The 21,262-nt window shown below is 68.2% G+C and carries 18 protein-coding genes; 7 read left to right on the forward strand and 11 right to left on the reverse strand.

Going from position 1 to position 21,262, the window contains the following annotated elements:
- Positions 1-103: 103 nt before the first annotated feature.
- Positions 104-1,936 (reverse strand): multidrug efflux ABC transporter SmrA, encoded by a 1,833-nt coding sequence (gene smrA / locus ABB28_RS10990; RefSeq protein WP_057508672.1) that lies wholly within the window; start codon positions 1,934-1,936, stop codon positions 104-106.
- Between the two features lie 89 nt (positions 1,937-2,025).
- Positions 2,026-3,585, reverse strand: coding sequence for a serine hydrolase (locus ABB28_RS10995; RefSeq protein WP_057508673.1), 1,560 nt, complete (start codon positions 3,583-3,585; stop codon positions 2,026-2,028).
- Positions 3,586-3,691: 106 nt separating this feature from the next.
- Between ABB28_RS10995 and ABB28_RS18460 the strand changes: the two genes are divergently transcribed.
- From ABB28_RS18460 to ABB28_RS11005, 3 genes are read left to right on the forward strand one after another with little or no spacing between them, the layout of a single operon-like run.
- Entirely contained in the window at positions 3,692-3,814 is a 123-nt protein-coding gene (locus ABB28_RS18460; protein ID WP_259171611.1) for a hypothetical protein, read from the forward strand.
- Positions 3,811-4,611: a DUF72 domain-containing protein gene (locus tag ABB28_RS11000; RefSeq protein WP_057508674.1), complete on the forward strand. Its 801-nt coding sequence runs from the start codon at positions 3,811-3,813 to the stop codon at positions 4,609-4,611. Before ABB28_RS18460 ends, ABB28_RS11000 begins: the two co-directional genes overlap by 4 nt.
- A gap of 39 nt (positions 4,612-4,650) precedes the next feature.
- A complete protein-coding gene (locus ABB28_RS11005; RefSeq protein WP_057508675.1) occupies positions 4,651-5,568 on the forward strand; it encodes a DMT family transporter in 918 nt (305 codons plus the stop codon).
- Between the two features lie 6 nt (positions 5,569-5,574).
- Here ABB28_RS11005 and ABB28_RS11010 read toward each other — a convergent pair whose 3' ends face one another.
- The 5 genes from ABB28_RS11010 to ABB28_RS11030 all read right to left on the reverse strand — a co-directional run bounded on the left by ABB28_RS11010 (position 5,575) and on the right by ABB28_RS11030 (position 13,750).
- Positions 5,575-6,645 (reverse strand): GGDEF domain-containing protein, encoded by a 1,071-nt coding sequence (locus ABB28_RS11010; RefSeq protein ID WP_057508676.1) that lies wholly within the window; start codon positions 6,643-6,645, stop codon positions 5,575-5,577.
- Between the two features lie 74 nt (positions 6,646-6,719).
- The gene (locus ABB28_RS11015) at positions 6,720-7,442 is read right to left on the reverse strand and encodes a pseudouridine synthase (protein ID WP_057508677.1); all 723 of its coding nucleotides are present in this window, start codon (positions 7,440-7,442) and stop codon (positions 6,720-6,722) included.
- Between the two features lie 39 nt (positions 7,443-7,481).
- On the reverse strand, positions 7,482-9,110 hold the full coding sequence (locus ABB28_RS11020; protein ID WP_057508678.1) for a GGDEF domain-containing protein: 1,629 nt from the start codon (positions 9,108-9,110) through the stop codon (positions 7,482-7,484).
- A 142-nt stretch (positions 9,111-9,252) separates the two neighbouring features.
- A complete protein-coding gene (locus ABB28_RS11025) occupies positions 9,253-11,649 on the reverse strand; it encodes a putative bifunctional diguanylate cyclase/phosphodiesterase (protein WP_245625333.1) in 2,397 nt (798 codons plus the stop codon).
- Positions 11,650-11,845: 196 nt separating this feature from the next.
- Positions 11,846-13,750 carry a DEAD/DEAH box helicase gene (locus ABB28_RS11030; RefSeq protein WP_057508680.1) on the reverse strand — a complete coding sequence of 635 codons (1,905 nt, stop codon included), beginning with the start codon at positions 13,748-13,750 and terminating at the stop codon, positions 11,846-11,848.
- Between the two features lie 233 nt (positions 13,751-13,983).
- Between ABB28_RS11030 and ABB28_RS11035 the strand changes: the two genes are divergently transcribed.
- Complete coding sequence (locus ABB28_RS11035) at positions 13,984-14,217, forward strand: RNA-binding S4 domain-containing protein (protein WP_057508681.1); 234 nt, start codon at positions 13,984-13,986, stop codon at positions 14,215-14,217.
- A 30-nt stretch (positions 14,218-14,247) separates the two neighbouring features.
- Here the strand turns inward: ABB28_RS11035 and ubiM are convergent, their stop codons facing one another.
- The 4 genes from ubiM to ABB28_RS11055 form a co-directional block, all read right to left on the reverse strand.
- Positions 14,248-15,429 carry a 5-demethoxyubiquinol-8 5-hydroxylase UbiM gene (gene ubiM / locus ABB28_RS11040; RefSeq protein WP_057508688.1) on the reverse strand — a complete coding sequence of 394 codons (1,182 nt, stop codon included), beginning with the start codon at positions 15,427-15,429 and terminating at the stop codon, positions 14,248-14,250.
- 90 nt (positions 15,430-15,519) lie between these two features.
- Entirely contained in the window at positions 15,520-15,909 is a 390-nt protein-coding gene (locus ABB28_RS11045; RefSeq protein ID WP_042615305.1) for an MAPEG family protein, read from the reverse strand.
- A gap of 3 nt (positions 15,910-15,912) precedes the next feature.
- Complete coding sequence (locus ABB28_RS11050) at positions 15,913-16,467, reverse strand: DUF4019 domain-containing protein (protein WP_057508682.1); 555 nt, start codon at positions 16,465-16,467, stop codon at positions 15,913-15,915.
- 58 nt (positions 16,468-16,525) lie between these two features.
- Positions 16,526-17,689 carry a COG3904 family protein gene (locus tag ABB28_RS11055; RefSeq protein ID WP_057508683.1) on the reverse strand — a complete coding sequence of 388 codons (1,164 nt, stop codon included), beginning with the start codon at positions 17,687-17,689 and terminating at the stop codon, positions 16,526-16,528.
- A 146-nt stretch (positions 17,690-17,835) separates the two neighbouring features.
- Here ABB28_RS11055 and ABB28_RS11060 point away from each other — a divergent pair, with 146 nt between their 5' ends.
- Genes ABB28_RS11060 through ABB28_RS11070 form a run of 3 tightly spaced genes read left to right on the forward strand, consistent with a single transcriptional unit; the run spans position 17,836 to position 21,111 of the window.
- Complete coding sequence (locus tag ABB28_RS11060) at positions 17,836-19,311, forward strand: AlkA N-terminal domain-containing protein (protein WP_057508684.1); 1,476 nt, start codon at positions 17,836-17,838, stop codon at positions 19,309-19,311.
- Positions 19,308-19,805, forward strand: coding sequence for a methylated-DNA--[protein]-cysteine S-methyltransferase (locus ABB28_RS11065; RefSeq protein ID WP_057508685.1), 498 nt, complete (start codon positions 19,308-19,310; stop codon positions 19,803-19,805). Before ABB28_RS11060 ends, ABB28_RS11065 begins: the two co-directional genes overlap by 4 nt.
- A gap of 46 nt (positions 19,806-19,851) precedes the next feature.
- Positions 19,852-21,111: an alkaline phosphatase family protein gene (locus ABB28_RS11070; RefSeq protein WP_057508686.1), complete on the forward strand. Its 1,260-nt coding sequence runs from the start codon at positions 19,852-19,854 to the stop codon at positions 21,109-21,111.
- Positions 21,112-21,262: the final 151 nt, after the last annotated feature.

The raw sequence follows: 21,262 nt of genomic DNA on the forward strand, positions 1-21,262 counted from the left end.
GCTCGGCGTCCTGCCGACCGAACCGGTAGCGCCCAGCCGTGCTCGGCGGCTTCTGATGGATCGCCACGGAAGGCATCCGCCGAGCGTGGCTCGGCGCTACCCATCAGCCTTCGGCGGCGACAAATCCACCGGTCTGACGTGCCCACAGCCGCGCATACAGACCACCGGCCGCGACCAGTTCAGCATGCGTGCCGGTTTCCACGATGCGCCCCTGGTCCATCACCACCAGCCGGTCCATCCGCGCGATGGTCGAAAGCCGGTGCGCGATGGCGATCACCGTCTTGCCGCCCATCAGCTCATCCAGGTTGTCCTGGATTGCCGCTTCCACTTCCGAATCCAACGCCGACGTCGCTTCGTCCAGCACCAGGATCGGCGCGTCCTTCAGCAACACGCGGGCAATCGCGATGCGTTGGCGCTGCCCACCTGAAAGTTTTACCCCCCGCTCGCCCACCAGGGCGTTGTAGCCCTGCCGGCCCTGGGCGTCGACCAGTGAATCGATGAAGCCATCGGCACGCGCCTTGGCCACGGCCGCACGCAGTTCCTCTTCAGACGCTTCGGGCCGCCCGTACAGCAGGTTGTCGCGGATCGAACGATGCAGCAGCGACGTATCCTGGGTCACCACGCCGATCTGGCCGCGCAGGCTTTCCTGGGTGACGCCGGCGATATCCTGGCCATCGATGGTGATACGGCCACTTTCCAGGTCGTACAGGCGCAGCAGCACGTTGACCAAGGTGGACTTGCCCGCGCCCGATGGCCCGACCAGGCCGATCTTTTCGCCGGGCTTCACCTTCAGGTCCAGCCCGGCGATCACCCCACCACGCTTGCCGTAGTGGAAATGGATGTCCTGGAAGTGCACGCCGCCGGCACTCACCTTGAGCGGCACGGCATCATCGCGGTCCTGCACCGTCAGCGGCTGGGAAATGGTGGTGATGCCATCCTGCACCGTGCCGATGTCTTCGAAGATGCCGTTGATGGTCCACATGATCCAGCCGGACATGTTGTGGATGCGGATGACCAGGCCGGTGGCCAGGGTGATCGCACCGACCGTGATCAGCCCATCGTTCCACAGCCACAGTGCCAGCCCGCAGGTGCCTGCGATCAGGAACCCGTTGACGATGGCGATGGTCAGGTCCATGCCGCTGGTGATGCGCGTCTGCCGGCGATGCTTCTCCGCCAGTTCCTGGATCGATTCGGCGACGTAGGCCTGCTCGCGTCCGCCATGGGCGAACAGCTTCAGCGTGGGGATGTTGGTATAGCCATCGACGATGCGGCCCATCGCCTTCGAACGCGCTTCGGAGGCGATCCACGCGCGCTCTTTCGCACGCGGCACGAAGTACACCATGATCACCGCATAGGCCAGCATCCACAGCACCAGCGGGATCATCAGCCGCCAGTCGGCCTGGGCGAACAGGAACAGCGCGGTGCCGGTATAGACCACGATGTACCAGAGCGAATCGACCATCTGCACCGCCGATTCGCGCAACGAGGTACCCGTCTGCATGACCCGGTTGGCCACGCTGCCAGCGAAATCGTTCTGGAAGAAGGTCAGGCTCTGGCGCACCACGTAGTTGTGCATCAGCCAGCGCGAGCGGTTGCTCAGGCCGGGCACGATGGCCTGGTTGACCAGCAGGTTGTGCAGCCCGACCAGCACCGGCCGGGCGACCACGCAGACCCCCACCATCCACAGCAGGTCCGACGCATGCCGCTGGAAGAAACCGGCGCCGGGCTGCTCGGCGACCATGTCGACGATGCGGCCGAGGAAATCGAACATCGCCACTTCCACCAGCGCCAGCAGCAGGCCGGCGACCAGCGTTGCCAGCAGCACCGGCCACACCGGGTGCAGATAGAACAGGTAGAACTTGAACACGCTGCGCGGCGGCATGCGCTTGTCCACCGGCGGGAACACCGGGATCAGGGATTCAAACCAGCGGAACATCACAGTCGCTCACAGCGGGGTAACGGGTGGATTATCCCATCGTATGCATGGCGGGTAGTGACGGCCGCTGGCCGTTGTCCACGCCAGCCTCACCCCTGCGGCACGAACAACAGATCCTGGAAGTCGAAACTGAAGTCGGTCAGCTCCGAGATCGCCTGCAGGCGTACTTCGCGGACCTTGCCGTCCGGATCCAGGCTGAAGTTGACGAATGCATCGGCATTGAGCGAGCGGTCGTCCCAGCGCACGATGAAGGTGTCGTGCTGCCAGTGCTCCAGCGTGCCGACCAGCTGCGCGGTCTTGTCGAACTGCAGGCGCAGCGCCTTGCCGTTGCCGGTGATGTGCATGTCGCCGTACCAGCGGTCGCGGTAGCGGCCCGCATAGCCTTTCAGCGGCAGTGACGGGGTGCTGCCCGTGGTGCGTGCCGCCTGGTGCCTGGCCCAGGCCGCGTCGGCCTTGTCCCGGCCCTTGTCCACCGCCTTGCCGTAGGCTTCCACCCAGTCATGCCGCTCACCGCCGAGATAGGCATCGAGCACGCTCAGGGTGATGGCATTGAAGGCCGCGCCGGCCTCCTGGTTGGTCAGCACCACCACGCCCAGGTTCTCGCCGGGTACCAGCGTCACCCGGGACACCATGCCCGGCCAGCCGCCGGTATGCCACACCAGCTTGCGGCCGCGGAAATCGCTCAGGCTCCAGCCTTCGGCGTAACCGGCGAAGTTCGGCCGCGCCGGCGCCAGCTCCGGTACCGCCGGCTCGGCCACCACCTGCGGGGTGATCATCTGCCACATCTGCTGCTGGCTTTTCGCCGTGAACAGCGCACTGCCGTCGGCCAGCTGGCCCTGCGCCAGCTGCACCTGCATCCAGCGCGCCATGTCATGCACGCTGGAGTAGATGCCACCGGCGCCGGCGTTGTTCTGCCAGGTCAGCGGTGCCACCGTGCGCAAGTCGGTGAAGTCGAACTTCGCGTGGCCCACCGCCGCGTTGTCGCCAGCGCGCAGATGATCGGCGTTGTAACGGGTGCCGGCCATGCCGACCTTGTCGAATATGCGCTGCTGCAGGAACGCCTGGTAGGACTGCCCGGAGACCTTCTCGATGACCTGCTGTGCCACGGCGTACAGGATGTTGTCGTAGGCATAACGCTCGCGGAACCCGCCTTTCAGCGGCACCCTGCCCAAGCGTTCCACCACCTCGGCGTTACTGTAGGTGGTGGTCGGCCAGAACAGCAGGTCACCGGCGCCCAGGCCCAGTCCACTGCGGTGCGACAGCAGGTCGCGCAGGGTCATCTGCTGGGTCACGAACGGGTCGGACATGCGGAACGACGGCAGGTGGTCGACCACCCTGTCGTCCATTTTCAGCAGTCCCTGTTCGGCCAGCAGGTTCAGCGACAGCGCGGTGAATGCCTTGGTGTTGGACGCGATGGCAAACAGCGTGTCGGCCTGCACCGGCTCCGGGCGGCCCTGCTCGCGCACGCCCCAGCCCTGCTCCAGCACCACCTTGCCATCCTTGACCACGGCCACTGCGATGCCGGGCACGTCGAAGCGCGCGCGTACCCGCTCCACCGTGGCATCCAGGTCCTGCAGCGGGGGCGGAGTCGCCGCGGTCGCCAGGGTGGTACAGGCCAGCAGCATCGCGCCTCCGATCAGGAATTTCATCACGCACTTTCTCCAGGCTGGGTTGCCGCGCGGTACAGCCGCCGACGGAATTCTCATGATGGTAACGGGGTCCAGCGCAGCCTTTCCCGTGCCAAAGGAGGGTGCCATGGATACACGCGAGCAGACCAGCAACGGTTCGACCATCATCCCGTGCCTGCGCTACCGCGATGCGCTGGAAGTGTTCGTGGGTGCAGCCGACGTCGGCCGCTGCGTGCAGGCACGCGCGTGACAGCGGCGGCAATCCGCTGCGGCATCGGCGGCTGGGTCTTCCCCGAATGGCGTGGCGGGATCTTCTATCCTGAGGGCCTGGCACAGCGCGAAGAACTGGCGTTCGCCAGCCGCGCCCTGCGCTGCATTGAAATCAATGGCACGTTCTACCGTACCCCGACCGCTGCCCAATGCGCGCAGTGGGCCGCACAGACGCCGCCGGGCTTCCGTTTTTCGATGAAGGCGCCGCGCTACCTGGTGCAGCGGCGTGACCTGTCCGGTGTTGCCGAGGCCGCGCAGCCTTTCCTGCAGGCCGCGCTGGGCCTCGGCGACCGGCTGGGGCCCCTGTTATGGCAGTTCGCGCCGGGCCACGCGGCCGACGCCGAGGCGCTGGCGGCGTTCATGGGTTCCCTGCCCGCCACGCTGCAGGGCGTGCCGTTGCAGCACGCGGTGGAGGTGCGCAATCCTGCCGCGATGGACGCCACGCTGGTGCAGGCCGCACGCCTGCATGGGGTGGCCCTGGTCATCGAAGACAGCCAGGAAGCGGCGCTGCATGGTGATGTCAGCGCCGACTTCGTCTACGCACGGATCAAGCGCAGCCAGCCGCGCCTGCGTGCCGGGCTGCCCGCGCCACTGCAGCAACGCTGGGCCGCGCGCGCCCAGGCCTGGGCCGCTGGCCATGCGGTGGACGACCTTCCGTTGATCGCAGCGCCGGCCGCGGGCAGGCCGCGCGAGGTGTATCTGCTGTGCATCGGCGCAGGCAAGCAGCGCAACCCCGCGGCCGCCATCGCCCTGCAACAACGCTGCGACACGCGCTGACCCATCGCCGCCGACGCTGGCTTGCCGCACAATACCGCGATGAGCAGCCCCGATACCCGCAAAGCCCTTTTCCAGATCCATTTCTGCGTGCTGCTGTGGGGCATCACCGCCATCCTCGGCAAGCTGATCACCCTGCCCGCGCTGCCGCTGGTGTGGTGGCGCATGCTGCTGGTGGTGGCCATGCTGGCGCTGCTGCCGCGGGTGTGGCGCGGCCTGCTCAACATGCCATGGCGGGTGGTCGCGGCTTACTCCGGGATCGGCGCCCTGGTTGCGCTGCACTGGCTCACCTTCTACGGCGCGGTGAAGCTGGCCAACGCCTCCGTTGCCGCCACCTGCATCGCGCTGGCTCCGGTGTTCACCTCCATCATCGAACCCTGGGTGGCCAAGCGCCCCTTCCAGCTGCGCGAACTGCTGTTCGGCATCGCGGTGCTGCCTGGCGTGGCGCTGGTGGTCGGCGGCGTCCCGGAAGGCATGCGCCTGGGAGTGCTGGTCGGCGCGATGTCGGCCCTGCTGGTGGCGGTGTTCGGTTCGCTCAACAAGCGCATGGTCAGCCATGCCGACCCACTGACCGTCACCGCGCTGGAACTGGGTGCCGGCACCCTGACCCTGACCCTGCTGGCACCGTTGATGCCGTTCCTGCTGCCCGCCCTCGCCAGCCCGCTATGGGTGCTACCGAACCTGCATGACGGCATCCTGCTGCTGGTGCTGGCCGGCTTCTGCACGCTGCTGCCCTTCGCTCTGGCGCTGGTCGCGCTGCGCCACCTCAGCGCCTACACCGTGCAGCTGGTGACCAACCTGGAGCCGGTGTATGCGGTCATCCTGGCGGTGGTACTGCTGCGCGAACAACATGAAGTCGCCGGCTGGTTCTACGTCGGCGTGGCGGTCATCGTCGGCGCCGTCTTCCTGCACCCGCTGCTCAATCGCCGGCGCCCGGTGCAGCACCCCGAACTGATCTGACCGGATTCATCCGGCGGTCTCCACGCGGTTGCGGCCGGCCGCCTTGGCCCGGTACAGGGCAGCGTCGGCGCGTTCGATGGTGCGGTCGGTCGGGTCACCGCTGCGGTGCGCGGCCACGCCGATGCTGACGGTCACCGGGAATCCCAGCGGCAGGTCGGCCACCGCCATGCGCAGGAAATCGCATTGCAGTTCAGCGGTGCGCAGGTCGGTGTCCGGCAGCAGCAGCACGAACTCTTCGCCGCCGTAACGCGCCGCCATGCCGGCGCCGGCAAACTGGCCACGCAGCAGGCGCCCCAGTTCGGCCAACACGCGGTCGCCGGTGGCGTGCCCCTGGAAATCGTTGATGCGCTTGAAATGATCGATGTCGAGCAGCGCCACGCAGGTCTGCCGCGGCTGCCCCTCGGTGTCGGCCACGGCTGCATCCAGCGCCATCGCCATGGCCCGCCGGTTGGGCAGCCCGGTCAGCGCATCGGTACGGCTCTGCTCGGCCAGGTCCGCGTTCTGCGCCAACAGCACGTCATGGTAATCAGCGAGCAGCCGTTCGTAGTCATCGCGCTCCTGCATGTGCTGCTGGATGTCCAGCGCGAACCGGCGCAGCTCCATCACTACCATCACCTGCCGCGAAAGTGCCGCCAGTGCCTTGGCACGGTCCGGTTCGAGCTGATGCGGCTGCGAATCGAACACGCACAGCGTGCCCAGGGGAAGACCCTCGTTGCTGATCAGCGGAGCACCGGCATAGAAGCGTACGCCGGGGGCACCCACCACGATCGGGTTGTCATGGAAGCGCGCATCCAGGCGCGCATCCTCGATCACCATGACCTCGCGCGGGCTCAGGATCGCATGCCCGCACATCGACGCATCGCGCGGCAGCTCGGCCGTCTCCACGCCCTGCACCGACTTGAACCATTGCCGCTCGGCATCGATCAGGGTGACCGCTGCCATGGACGTGCCGGCCACCGCCTTGGCGATGGTGACAAGATCCTCGAAGGTCTGCTCCTTCTCCGAGTCCAGGATCCGGTAGCGGTGCAGCGCATCCAGGCGATGCGCTTCATTGGCAGGCTTGTCGGGCTTGATCATCCAGCACTCGAGTGATGGCAGCTGACACCCAGTCTAGAGGAAAGCCACCGGGCATGGCGCGGCCAGGCCGGGTCTTACCAGTCCAGTTGCCCCGGCAGCAGCCCGCGCAGTTCCGGCTCGCTGAGGTTGCGCCACTGGCCCGGCTTGAGCGCGCCGATCTTGATGTTGTCGATGCGCACGCGACGCAGCTGGGTGACCCGGAAACCGAACTCGGCGGCCATCAGGCGGATCTGCCGGTTGAGCCCCTGCTGCAGGGTGATGCGGAACCCGAACTTGGCGATACGCGAGGTACGGCACGGCAGGGTCATCTGGTCGTGGATGCGCACACCGCGGGCCATCGCGCGCAGGAACTCGTCGGTCACCGGCTTGTTCACCGCGACCAGGTATTCCTTCTGGTGGCCGTTTTCCGCACGCAGGATCTGGTTGACGATGTCGCCGTTGCTGGTCATCAGGATCAGGCCTTCCGAATCCTTGTCGAGCCGGCCGATCGGGAAGATGCGCTGCTCATGACCGACGAACTCGACGATGTTCCCCTTCACCGAACTTTCGGTGGTGCAGGTCACCCCGACCGGCTTGTTGAGCACGATGTAGACGTGGCGGCGACCGCCCGGGCGGCTGGCCTGGCGGGCACGCAGGGGCTGGCCGTCGACCAGCACCTTGTCCTCTTCGCCGACCACCGCGCCGGTACCGGCGGGACGTCCATTGACAGTGACGCGACGTTCGCTGATCAGCCGGTCGGCCTCGCGACGGGAGCAGAAGCCGGTTTCGGCGATGTATTTGTTGATGCGGATGGTCATGCCCCCATTATCCGGCATTGTCGCGCCCACGGCATCCGTTCAGAGCGGGCGCACCGCGTCCAGCTGTTCACCGTCCATCACACGGTCACGTCCGGCGCGCTTGGCCCCGTACATCGCATGGTCGGCCCGGCGCAGCAGTCCGGCCAGGTCATCATGGTCAGGCCGCCACTGGGCCAGGCCGATGCTGGCGGTCAGTGCCAGGCCGTCCACCTGCAGCGCCACCCCGGCCTCGGTGATCCGGCGCCCCACCTGCTGCAGCCGCGCCGCGGCGACATCGCGCGGAGCGCCCGGCAACAGCAGAAGGAATTCCTCCCCGCCCATCCGGAACACCTCGTCACGGCCGCGCAGGGCGCCGCGCAAGGCCCCGGCCACCGCCTGCAGCACCGCATCGCCGGTCTCGTGGCCATGGCGATCGTTGATTTCCTTGAACAGGTCGATGTCGAGGAAACCGATCACCAGCGGTGCGCCCTCGGCACGCGCGCGTTCGATCTGCACGCCGAGCTCGCGCAGCCCGGCGCGGCGATTGGGCAGCCCGGTCAGTGCGTCGGTGTCGGCCAGTTGGCGCATCTGGTCACGTTGTTCGCGCAGGTTGCCCAGGCGCTGGTTGAGCGCATAGGCGGCCATCATCAGCAACCAGGTCACGCCCAGCTGCAGGGCTTCCACACGGTGCGCCAGCAGCCATTGCGCACGGGCCAGGTCGGCGACGATCATCACCAGGAACGGGGCCAGCGCCACCAGGCCGATACTGGCCCAGCGGTCACTGCGCGACCACGCCCATACGCCTGCCAGCAAGGCCGCCATGCAGCCGGTGAAGTGCGCCGCCTCCAGCACGTCCGAGGTCCAGCCCAGCAGCGTCCAGTCCATCCAGGGCACCAGCAGCGCCACCGCGAACAAGGCGCCACTCACGGCCGACACCACGCCACGCGAACGCGGCCAGGCGCGGTCGCCTGCGTTGAGTCGCCACAGCATCGGCAGCAGCACGGCCTGTGCGCAGGCGGTCAGGCCAACCAGCCACCAGGCACTGTCCACGCCGATCGGGAACCACGGTTCCGGATACCCACTCAGTCCCCCCAGCACGGCCTGCCACAGCACGAATACCGCGCAGGCACCAACGTAGACGAGGAAAATACGGTCGCGGGAGGTTAAAAATCCCATCAGCGCCGACAGTGCCAGCGCCAGCGCAACCGCCACGCAGGCGGTACGCACCAGCAACCGCGCGGTATCGCGTTGCTGTACCGGACTGGGCGCGCCGAGCCGCAGCGTAGGGCCCCAACGCTCCTTGAGCGGTGTCGCCCAGGACACATGGATCGGCTCCAGGCTTCCGGCGCGGGGCACGGTGACCATGCCGATGCCGGCGCGGAAGCGCGAATCCCGCGTGCGGGCATCGCCCATGTTGCCGCAGATCTCACGGTCGCCGTGGCGTATCGACACTTCGCCCGCATAGACGTTGAAGATATCCAACGCCTGCGGCTGGCCCGACCAGCCGCCTTCCGGGGCGGGAATATCCAGCTGTTGGCGCTGTCCGCGCAGCATGTAAGGGGCACAGGCGCGATGGGGCGTCGGCTCGTCGGTCGGTCCGCCCAGCAGCAGGTAGTCGCGCACCGGCTGCGGTGCCGCGGCGGCATTGCACAATGACAGCAGGCCGGACAGCAGCACCGCAGCCAGCACCCACCCGCCCCTGTTCCAGCGGCCCGACCGTACTATCGTGCTCCCCACGCACCACCCGCCTGCTTGCCATCCATGTCGGGAGATTATCGCAGCCCGGCTGATTTCACGCCGGACCGCCGCCGCGCGCGGGCGAGCACGCGCTTCAGCCGCGACCCAGCCACTTGCCGTGCGTGTCCTGGCGCACCGGGTGCAGGGCGGTCTGGGTGATCCGCTCCAACGGCTGCGGACGCTCGATCGCATACCCCTGCAGGCCCTGCACGCCCATCTCCACCAGCTGCGCTGCCTGCACTTCGGTTTCCACCCATTCGGCGATCACCTCCAACTGCAGTTCGCGCCCCAGCGCGGCGATGGCGCGCACGGTGGCACGGCTGACCGGGTCGGTCTGCATGTCGCGCACGAAGGTGCCATCGATCTTCAGCAGGTCCGCCGGCAGCTGCCGCAGGTAACCGAAGGACGAGAGTCCCGAGCCGAAGTCATCCAGCGCGATGCGGCAGCCGCGCGCCTTCACCGCATCGATGAACTCCCGCGCCTGCGCAAGGTTGCTGATCACCGCCGTTTCGGTGATCTCGAAACACAGCCGCTTGGCCAGTGTCCGGTTGCGTTCCAGCAGGTCACTGACGAAGGCCAGGAAACTGGGCTCGGCGATCGACTGCGCCGAGACATTGACGTTGCACAGGCCCAGCCGCGCCACGTGCGCGGGACACACCTGCAGGTGGCGGAACAGCATCGACAGCACGCAGCGGTCCAGCGACATTCCCATACCGTAGCGCTCGACCGCTGCGATGAATTCGCCCGGGCCATGCAGCACGCCCTGCTCATCGCGCATCCTTACCAGCACTTCGTAATGCAGGTAGCCCGGATCGCCGACGGTAGCGATGCGCTGGGCGTACAGCAGCATGCGGTTGTCGGCGATGGCATGGCTGACGCGGCGCAGGCGCTCGGCCTCGCTGCGCCTCTCATCCAGCGCCATGCGGTCTTCGTTGAAGCAGTGCACGCGGTTGCGCCCGGCCTGCTTCGCGGCATAGCACGCACTGTCGGCTGCGCCCATCAACCAGTTCACGTCCGGCGTATCGGCGCCCACTTCGACCACGCCCACGCTGCAACTGATCTTCAGCGTGTCTTCGCCGAACTGGATGCCGGCCTGGCCCAGCGTGCGGATCACCCGGTGCAGCACCTGCCGCGCTTCATCCTGGCTGGCACGCGCGAGGAACAGCGCGAACTCATCGGCGCCCAAGCGTCCCACCCAGTCGCCATCGCGCACCGCGCCCTTCAGGTGCTCGGCGAACGCACGCAGCATCTGGTCGCCCGCCGCGTGCCCTACCGTGTCATTGACCAGCTTGAAATGGTCCAGATTGAGGTGGCACAGCGCATGCACGCCGCCCTCGTTGCGTACCTGCTGCAGGGCCTGTTCGAGCAGCCGCTCGATCTCGCGGCGGTTGATCAGCCCGGTCAACGCATCGTGGCTGGCGTGGTGCTGCACCTCACGCACGAGTGCGTGGTTCTGGGTCACGTCTTCGACGATGGCAAATATCGAAATGCCCTGCTTGCCGCGCGGCACCGCCGTGCCGCTCCAGCGTCCCCACATCAGGCTGCCATCGGCGCGCAGGAAGCGCAGCTCTCCGGCCTTCAATTGCCGCGGCCAGTCGATCTCGCCGTTGCCATCCAGCACCAGCTCGCCATCGGCAAGCAGCTCGCGCAGGTGCATGTGCACCAGCTGGTCGCGTGATCGTTGCAGCAGGTCGGACAGCGCCTGGTTGACCTCCATCAGGCCGCCGCCGCCATCGATCTTCAGCATGCCCACGCTGGCCTGGTAGAACGCCGCACGGAAGCGCGCCTCCTGATCCATCAGGTCGATGCGCACGCGCCGCGCCAGCAGCACCGCCACGATGGCGATGGCCACCACCGACAGGGCGCCGACAATCAAGGTGGTCAAGCGCACCAGCGAGGACATGTGCACCAGCGCGAGCGAGAAGCTGCGCGCCGTGTCCTGCAGCTGCAGGTCCAGCTGCTGCAGCCGCTGCTGGTACGCCCTGGCCTGGTCGCCTTCGATGGGCCCGGCGGCGATCCGGCGCTCCAGGTCATCGCCGATGCGGGCGATCTCCAGCAGCGGCGCGTCGGTCTCCCGCCACAGTCGGGAGGCCTCGCGGAAATAGGCCAGGTCCCTGCCATGACGGTAGGAAAGAATCAGCCGATTGAGGTCGCCCTTGGCGTTGTTGCCGCGCAGGAACGCGGCGCGGGCGGCGGCGGTATCGGGTGGGTCGCGCTCCAGCGCGCGGCGCGCTTCGAGGTCGGCCAGCGGAACATCCAGCTGCGCGCGGGCCTGTTGCAGGTGCCCCGGCTGGCCGCTGTCCAGATACTGCTGCAGCGAGGCCACTGCCTGCTGCTGCGCGCGCGACCAGTGGCTCTGGCCGACGATCCACGCGGTGGACGCGGCCTGCAACTCCTGGATGAGCGCGGAAATGCCCACCAGACCGACGGCCATGCCGGTCAGCAGGGCGAAGCGCAGCGTAAGACCGCGCGTCCTGGCACCTGGTCGCATCCCCGCACCGGCTTCAGCCATACATGGAACCCCCGAATCCGTGGTTGGTCCTGCTTGCCGCCTTCACATCATGCACGCTAGACCCGGCGCTGTCTGCACCATGCGAAACCACCCGCCGCTGGCCACAGCATTGTCCCGGGACAAAAAAAAACGCCAGCCCGGAGGCTGGCGTTGGATTCAACCGATCACGCGCGGATCAGAAGTTGCGCGGACCACGCGGCTTGAAGCCTTCGCGGCGCGGCGGACGATCATTGCCGCCCGGGGCACCCGGACCACCCGGACCACTGCGGCGCGGACCGCCCTTGTCGAAACGCGGCTTGGACGGGGCACGGGGTGCCTGGCTGATGTCCTCGCCCGGCTCCACGCGGCGCATGTTGAGCTGCTGGCCGGACACCCAGACCTTCTTCAGGTGGGTCAGCACGTCCTGCGGCATGTCGATCGGCAGGTCGAGCACCGAGAAACCATCGTGGATGTCGATGCGACCGATGAAGCGGCTTTCCAGCCCGGCTTCGTTGGCGATGGCGCCGACGATGTTGGCCGGCTTCACGCCATGCTGGTGGCCCACTTCGATACGGAAGGTCTCCATGCCCTGCTCCGGTGCACCGCGAGGCGGCATCTCACGGCGCGGACGCTCCTGGAAACCTTCGCCTTCCGCACGCGGGGCGCGGTCGAACTTCGGGCGGTCGCCGCGATCGAAGCGGTCGCTCCGCTCCGGACGCTCGGTGCGCTCGAACCGCTCGCGCGGAGCACGCTCTTCGCGCGGCGCACGCACCGGCGGCTGCAGCAGGAACGGGGTGTCACCCTGCATCATCTTGGCCAGCGCGGCGGCGACGTCGATCGCCGGCACGTTGTTCTCGCCTTCGAAACGCTCCAGCAGCTGGCGGTAGAAGTCCAGGCCGCCCTGGCCCAGCGTTTCGCTGATGCGCGCGGTGAACTTGTTGACGCGGTTGTCGTTGACCGCTTCCACGCTGGGCAGCTGCATTTCTTCGATCGGCTGGCGGGTGGCGCGCTCGATCTGGCGCAGCATGCCCTTTTCGCGCGGGGTGGCGAACAGGATCGCCTCACCGCTGCGGCCGGCACGGCCGGTACGGCCGATGCGGTGCACGTAGCTTTCGGTGTCGTACGGGATGTCGTAGTTCAGCACGTGGCTGATGCGTTCCACGTCCAGGCCGCGCGCGGCCACGTCGGTGGCGACCAGGATGTCCAGCTTGCCTTCCTTCAGCATGGCGATGGTGCGCTCGCGCTGGGCCTGCTGCATGTCGCCGTTGATGGCGGCAGCGGCCAGGCCACGCGCCTGCAGCTTGCCGGCCAGCTCTTCGGTGCCGGCCTTGGTGCGGGCGAAGATGATCATCGCATCGAACGGCTCGACTTCCAGGATGCGGGTCAGCGCATCCAGCTTGTGCATGCCGCTCACCCACCAGTAACGCTGGCGGATGTTCGCCGAGGTGGTCGTCTTGTTGGCGATGGTGACTTCGGCCGGATCCTTCAGGTAGGTCTGGGCGATGCGACGGATGGCCGGCGGCATGGTGGCCGAGAACAGCGCCACCTGGCGCTTCTCCGGCAGCTTCTTCAGCACCGCTTCGACGTCGTCGATGAAGCCCATGCGCAGCATTTCATCGGCTTCGTCCAGCACCAGCGTCTTCAGCTCGGACAGGTCCAGCGTGCCGCGGTTGAGATGGTCGATGACGCGGCCGGGGGTGCCCACCACGATGTGCACGCCACGACGCAGCGCGGACAGCTGGGTGGCATACGGCTGGCCGCCGTACACCGGCAGCACGCGGAAACCGGGGATCTTCGACGAATAGGTCTGGAAGGCCTCGGCGACCTGGATGGCCAGTTCGCGGGTCGGGGCCAGCACCAGGGCCTGCGGCTTGCTCTGCTGCAGGTCGATGTTGGACAGTACCGGCAGCGCGAACGCTGCGGTCTTGCCGGTGCCGGTCTGGGCCTGGCCCAGCACGTCGCGGCCTTCCAGCATCGCCGGGATGGTGGCGGCCTGGATCGGCGAGGGGGTTTCGTAACCGACGGCGGCAACCGCCTGCATCACGGGCTCGGAAAGGCCGAGCTGCGCGAACTGCAGCGGCGCCTGGGTATCTTGGGACATGGGGAACTCCGAAGGCACTGCCACGAACGTGGCAGGCGAAAAAAGGGGGGTATTTTGCGCTTAGGGCGCCCTTCTGACGCGTGCCCCGGCGCTTTTTCGAGTGCATAGCTTACAGCACCTTGCATGAACGACGTGCACGGCATGTCATCATCGCCTGCCCGGCCACCGCCGGACCCGGTGCGCCAGCGTCGCAGCTGCCGCACAATGGGCGCCGTTCTTTTCAGGAATACCCCATGCAGATCCTTGAATTCGACCTCGACGGCGAGTACGTCGAGCTGAAGCAGCTGCTCAAGCTGACCGACCTGGTGAGCAGTGGCGGCGAAGCCAAGATGGCCATCAGCGAGGGCCTGGTGCTGGTCGATGGGGCCGTTGAACTGCGCAAGGCCTGCAAGATCCGCGCGGGCCAGCAGGTGGAATTCAACGACAGCGTGATCCACGTGCTGGCGCTGCCGCCCGAAGCAGAGTAAGCCCCGTCGGTACGCGACGGTGGGCGGCCGCTACCCTGCCACGGGCTGGGTAAGCCGGTCGGCGATCAGCCGGCGGAACGGGCGCACGCCCTGCGCGATGCGCAGCCCGGCCGCCCGCAGCAGCCGCGCCGGCACGCGATCATCGGTGTACACCCGGGCGATGGCGTTGGTGGCCTCGTACAGCGGCCGCGAGGCCAGTCGGTGCCCGCGCTGGTAGCGGGCCAGCATGCGTGCATCGGCGATATCGCCGCCCCGCGCCTGCTGCGCGATGACCCCGCGCGCCAGCCGCTGCTGGCTGGCCAGGCCCAGGTTGAATCCATGCGCGGTCACCGGATGCATGCCTACCGCAGCGTCTCCGATCAAGGCCGCAGCGGCGGCGATGAAGCGTTCGGCGTACACGCCCACCAGCGGATACGCCTGCGGCGTGGCGACCGGCTGCATGCGGCCCAGCCGGTGTTCGAAGAGCCCACTGACCGCTTCACCGAACGCGTCCTCATCCATCGCCAGCAGGGCCTCGGCCTGTCGCGGCGGCAGGGTGATCACCGCCGATGCCAGACCACCGTTAAGCGGCAGCAGGGCCATCGTGCGGCCATAGCCGAACCATTCCCACGCCGTGTGGTGGTGGTCGCGCTCGACCTGCATCCGGCAGACCAGCATGGTCTTGCCGAAGTCCTGCAGGCGCGCACCGATCCCCAGCATGCGCCGGGTGGACGAAAACCGACTGTCGGCCGCCACCACCAGCCTTGCCTGCACGGTGCTGCCGTCGTCGAGCAGCACCTGCTGGCCACCGTCGACCGCGCGCACGCCCTGCACCCGGCGCCCGTCGCGAAGCTCCAGGCCGGGCTGGTCCTGCACGGCATCCCACGCCGCGCGACGGATCAGGTGGTTGGGCACCAGCCAGCCCAGCGGATCGCCGCTGCGGTGGTCGCTGGCGAAGGTCAGCGCGAACGGCGAGCGCCCATCCAGCACCCGCGCCTCACGCAGTTCGGCGACCTCGGCCGCCGGCAGCCTGTCCCACAGCTGCAGCTGTTCGAGGATCTGTCGTGAAGCATGGGTCAGCGCGATTTCGCGGCCATCGAACGCCGCCTCGGCCAGCGCCTGGCGCGATTGCGGTTCGACCACGGTCACCTGCAGGCCACTGCCTGCCAGCGAGCGCGCGAAGCAGAGCCCGGCCGGGCCTGCGCCCACCACCACCACATCCGTGCCGTGCATGCTGCTGCCCTCCGATGTCATGTCCGGCGCCAGCATAGCGACGCCGGCACGCGCGCGTCCTTGATCTGGATCAGGCGTGGCAGTGACGGTTCACAGCAGGGCCCACAGCAGCATCAGGATACCGACCAGCGACACCACCCATGCCAGGCTGCGCACGTAAGGGATGCCGGCCGCATACAGCGGCACGTACGCCAGTCGCGCCCAGAAGTACAGCTGCACCGCCAACGCCGTGCTGCTGTCCTGCCTGCCCGCCACCACCACCGCGATGGCGGCAGCGGCGAACACGGCGAAGGTTTCCAGGAAGTTGGCCTGCGCGCGTTGCAGCCGCCCCGCCAGCAGCCCCGGTGGCGGCGCCTGGCCATCGCGGGCTGACGCGTTCCAGCGCGTGCCGCGTTCGCGGGTGATCGCCGCGGCCGCCAGCATCACCTGCGCCAGCCCGAGCACACCGGCCCAGGCCAGCATCTGCAGTTCGATGGCCATGGCTCAGGTCCCCGGCGCGCGGACGCTGTAACCGGCCAGGCGCCAGACGCGGTCCTCGTCCAGGCGGAAGCTGACCAGCTCGCGGACCGGCTGGGCGCTCTTCTCGAAACGGGTGGGGTAGGTCACGTTGAGGTACAGGCCCTCAGGCACCGCCGCACCGGCATTGAAGCGGACCCGGCTGATGCTCGGCTGGCCCCGTCCTACCAGTGCGCCCAGGCGGCTGCGATCGGCCGCGATCTGTTTGGCGAACGCATCGCGGGCAACCGCCTTGCGTGCTACCGCCGAGGCGCCGTCCCACAGCTGTGCGGCCTGCCCACCATCGACCAGGCGCACGGCCTGCAGGGCGGCCGCACTCATTTCGGCGTTCTGCTTGTCCAGCTGGGCCTGCTGGGCCGGGGTCAGCTGCTGGGCCGGCGTGCCCGGCCGTGCCGCTGCCGGTGCGGTAGCCGGCGCGGTTGCCGGCGCTGCAGTGGTGCGCGGCGCAGGCTGCGCTGCCGGCTGCTGGGCCATGGCGGTGAAGGGCAACAACAGGGACAGCACCATCAACGAATGCTTCATCGGACACCACCGCTCAAGGAGAAGTGTCCGCAGTCTACGCCAGCTTCGCCCGCTTGCTTCACGACTCCGGCAGTGCACCCGCATCACGCTGGCGCTCGGCCGTGCTGGTCGCCCCGGGAGCGCCCGGCGCTTCCATGGCAGCGTCTGCGTCCGCCGAATCGCCCGGGGCAGGCGGCAGGGTCGCCACGTCGATCTCCGACAGCGGACTGTCCGATGGGCACACCTCGTCCGGGAAGCCGTATTCCTTCTTCAGCGACTGGCCGCAGGCATTGACCGCTTCCAGTTCCGCGCCTTCGCGCTTGCACTGCTGGTCGAACGCCACCAGGAACGCATCCTTGCGGCGCACGAAGTCATCGCCACAGGCGCGCATCTGCTTGATCCGCTCCAGATCGTCCTGCACCGCGTTGGTGCCATCCAGGCCGAACTGGCGCAGCTCCCCGGCGCTGAGCAGGCGCAGGCTGCGGTTGGGCACGGTCATCATCAGGTCGGCCACGCCCACCGCCACGCCGTTGCGCTGCAGGTAATCCTTGACGTTGTCGTAGACCTCCTGCAGTTCGCGGTTGAGTTCGGCGCGCGAGGTGGCCTTCGAACTGATCCGCATCATCCGATGGATGCCGACCTTGCCCGAAACCAGCCGGTTGTCACCGGCCGCCAGCACGAACACGCAGGCGCTGTGGCAGATCGAGCCCTCGCGGATCCAGATGGTCCAGCCCGACTCGCCGATGGCATCACCGGCCACGATCGCCGACTCCACCTGCCCGCCACTGGAGTCCAGGTCGAGGATGCGCTTGTGGATGCCAAGCTGTTCGGCGACCACCGCCAGCCGCCAGCTCAGCTCGGCGAAGCCGGGGTTGATCTTGCCGCTGTAGCGCACGCGCAGCAGGCCGCGCTCCACGCAGGGCTGCAGTGCCTGTTCCAGCTGCGCCCGCTCCAGCCCCGGCAGCGGCTCGCCATCGCCCGGATCGGCGGCGTAATCGGTGCTGCAGCTGATCCACGCCTGCCCGTTTTCCAGCCACGCCGCCGGCCACGGCCGGTCAGCGCGTTCGGCGGGCGGGGCTACCGGACGCGGCGCGTCGGCCACGTTGATGGACACCATGTGGTCGCCATCGGCACGGGGCGCCCGTGTGGCCGCTTCATTGGCAGTGACGTTGCCGGGGTTCTCCAGCTTGCTGCACGAAGCGAGGGCGAGGCATAGCAGGGGCAGGCACCATCTGGGCGACATGAACCATCGAACCGGGAAGAGGACACGATCACAGTCTAGGGCCTGCGCCCACTGTGACGACAACGCTTCCTGAATCCGTGCCAGCCACGGGCATACCTGTCCGAAAATGGCGAGCCCAGCCGTGCCCTGCGGCCTAGACTGTGGCCATGCCTTCGCCCGCCGCCCTCGACACTGCCACCTGCGAACGGGCCCGCCTGGCGCGCGACGCGCGCTTTGACGGGTTGTTCTTCACTGCCGTGCGCAGCACCGGCATCTATTGCCGTCCCGTGTGCCCGGCGCCGCCGCCGAAGCCGTCCAACGTGACCTATTACGCGAACGCGGCCTCCGCTGCCGCAGCCGGCTACCGACCGTGCCTGCGCTGCCGCCCGGAACTGTCACCGGCCGCGCAGCAGGGGCTGGAACAGGACACGGTGCGCCGGGCACTGGAGCTGATCCACGCTGGCTTCCTGCAGGATGCCAGCGTGGCCGCACTGGCCGAACGCGTTGGCGTGGGCGCGCGCCAGCTGCAGCGCGTTTTCGTCGCCGCGCTAGGGGTGACGCCGCTGCAGCTGCACACCACCCAGCGCCTGCTGCAGGCCAAGCAGTTGCTGACCGAAACCCACCTGCCGGTGACCGATGTCGCGCTGGCGGCGGGCTTCAACAGCCTGCGTCGGTTCAACGATGCCTTCCTGGCGGGCTGCGGCATGCCACCGAGCGCCATCCGCCGGCTGCCCGGCGCCGCTTCGCAGACCGGTGAGGGCCTGCGCCTGCGATTGGGCTACCGGCCGCCGCTGGATTTCGGCCTGATGCTGCAGTTCCTGCGCCGGCGCATGATTCCCGGCATCGAGCGCATCGAAGAAGACGGCTATGCACGCGTGATCGGTCCGCCCGAGCGCCCTGCCCTGCTGCGGGTGCATGCCGATACCCGCCGCAGCGAGCTGGTGCTGCAGCTGGACGGCGTCGACCCGCGGCAGATTCCGCACGTGGTACGGCGGGTACGCCACATGTTCGACCTGGATGCCGACCTGCGCCAGGTGCACGCCACGCTGCAGGACGAGCCGCTGCTTGCGCAGGGCATCGCGCTGCGGCCGGGGCTGCGCGTGCCCGGCGGCTGGGAGGGCTTCGAAGTGGCGGTGCGCGCGGTGCTGGGGCAACAGGTCAGCGTGGCCGCCGCGACCACGCTGGCGCGGCGGCTGGTGCAGGCGTATGGGCGGGCGCTGCCGGGCATGCCGGACGGACTGGACCGTCTGTTCCCGCAGCCGGCGCAGCTCGCCGACGCACCGCTGGAAGCGATCGGCCTGCCGCGAACGCGCGCGGCAACCCTGCGTGCACTGGCACGGGCCTGCGATGCAGGTGATCTGGATTTCCGCCCGGGCCAGCAGCTGGACACTTTCGTGGCGCGCTGCGTTGCATTGCCGGGCATCGGCGCCTGGACCGCGCACTACATCGCGCTGCGCGCGCTGGGCCAGCCCGATGCCTTCCCGGCCGGCGACCTGGTGCTGCAGCAGATGCTCGGCACACCCGGAAAACGCCTGACCGAGCGCCAGGCCGAGCAGCGCTCGCAGCCATGGCGTCCGTGGCGCGCCTATGCCGTGCTGCACCTGTGGCATCTGTCCACCCCGTTCACCGGAGTTCCGTCATGACCCTGCACTACGACCGTTTCGACAGTCCGATCGGCGAACTGACCGTTGCCGGCGATGCACACGGCATCGCCCACATCCTGTTCCCGCAGAACCGCCACGATGCCAAGGGCCGCGGGCACTGGGTACACCACCCGCCCACCGTGCGCGATGCACGCGAGCAGTTGCTGGCGTACCTGCACGGTGAGCGGACCCACTTCGATCTGCCGCTGGCACCGCGCGGCACGCCGTTCCAGCTGCGCGTCTGGACGGCGCTGGCCGGCATCCCGTTCGGCCAGACATGGAGCTACCTGCAGTTGGCGACCCTGCTTGGCCAACCCAGCGCGACCCGCGCGGTGGGAGCGGCCAACGGGCGTAATCCGTTGCCGATCGTGCTGCCGTGCCACCGGGTGATCGGCCGCAATGGCGCGCTGACCGGCTTCGGCGGCGGGCTGGAAACCAAGGCCGCGCTGCTGCGCCTGGAACAGGGGGATGGCGGCCTGTTCCCGCGCCAGTGACGTTGGTTGTCTTGGGTGCGTCATCGCCTCGCCCTAGAATGGTGCGATGACTCGACGCCCCCTTGCCTGGATGCTGGCCGCGATCCTGCCGCTGGCTGCCTGTACCACCGCCCCGCCGCGCTCCAGCGCAACCTCCCCTGCTGCGGCAGCGACGCGGGAAAACGCGCCGCACAAACTGCTGCTGGTCTCCATCGATGGGCTGCGCGCCGATGCACTGGACCGCGGCATCACGCCCAACCTGCAGCGCATCATCGACGGCGGGGTGCGCGCGAAGTGGATGACGCCTTCGTATCCTTCGTTGACCTTCCCCAACCATTACACCCTGGTCACCGGCCTGCGCCCGGACCACCACGGCATCATCCACAACAGCATGGACGTGGCCGAACTGGGCCGCTTCAAGCTGAGCGAGGCGGCGACGGTGACGCGGGTGGAATGGTGGGGCGGCGAGCCGATCTGGGTCAGCGCCGAGCAGGCCGGGGTACGCACGGCGACCTGGTCCTGGCCGGGCAGCGAAGCGGAAATCAAGGGTATCCGGCCCAGCCAATGGCGCCGCTACGATGAAAGCATCGCACTGGAAGCACGCGCCGACAGCGTGCTGGGGTGGCTGCGGCAGACCGATGCCGATGCAGCGCGGCTGGCCACGTTGTACCTGGAGACGGTCGACAAGGCCGGGCACCGGCATGGTCCGGATTCGGTGCAGTACAGCGCGGCGATCAAGCAGGCCGATGCCGTGGTGGGGCGTCTGCTGGATGGCCTGCAGCAGCACGGATTGAGCGCGGACACCAACGTGGTGGTGGTCTCCGACCACGGCATGGCAGCGGTAGCGCCCGGCCAGGTGGTCGCCACCGAAGACATGGTGGACCCGCGCTTGGCACGCAACATCAGCACGGGCCAGTCGATCGGTTTCGAGCCGGTGGAAGGGCAGCGGGCCGCCGCCGAACGTGCCCTGCTCGGCCGCCACGCGCAGTACCAGTGCTGGAAGAAGCAGGACCTGCCGGCACGCTGGCACTACGGCAGCAACCCGCGCATTCCGTCGATCATCTGCCAGATGGACGAGGGCTGGGATGCGCTCAGCCGCGAGAGCATCGCGCGCCGCAGCTACGAGGATCGGGGATCGCACGGCTATGACAACGCGCTGCCTTCGATGCGTGCGGTGTTCATCGCGCGCGGTCCGTCGTTCAAGCAGGGCCAGGTGATCGCGCCGTTCGACAACGTGGATGTGTATCCGTTGCTGGCACGGCTGCTGCAGGTGCCGGCGGCCGCCAATGATGGCGATGCGGATCGCCTGCTGGACGCGCTGCGCTGACGGCGTTGGTGGGTGTGTGCCGGGCTGCGCCCGGCGCCTGCTTTTTCAAGCGGAAGCTAAGGCAACGTCAAAGGCTGCAGGGCTGCTTGCTGGTGGGGCGGGGTGGGTTGGCGGGAATCGCCGTGAATCCGTCCATGGAGGCTCGCCATCC

It is taken from the genome of Stenotrophomonas chelatiphaga (assembly GCF_001431535.1).
Taxonomy (GTDB): domain Bacteria; phylum Pseudomonadota; class Gammaproteobacteria; order Xanthomonadales; family Xanthomonadaceae; genus Stenotrophomonas; species Stenotrophomonas chelatiphaga.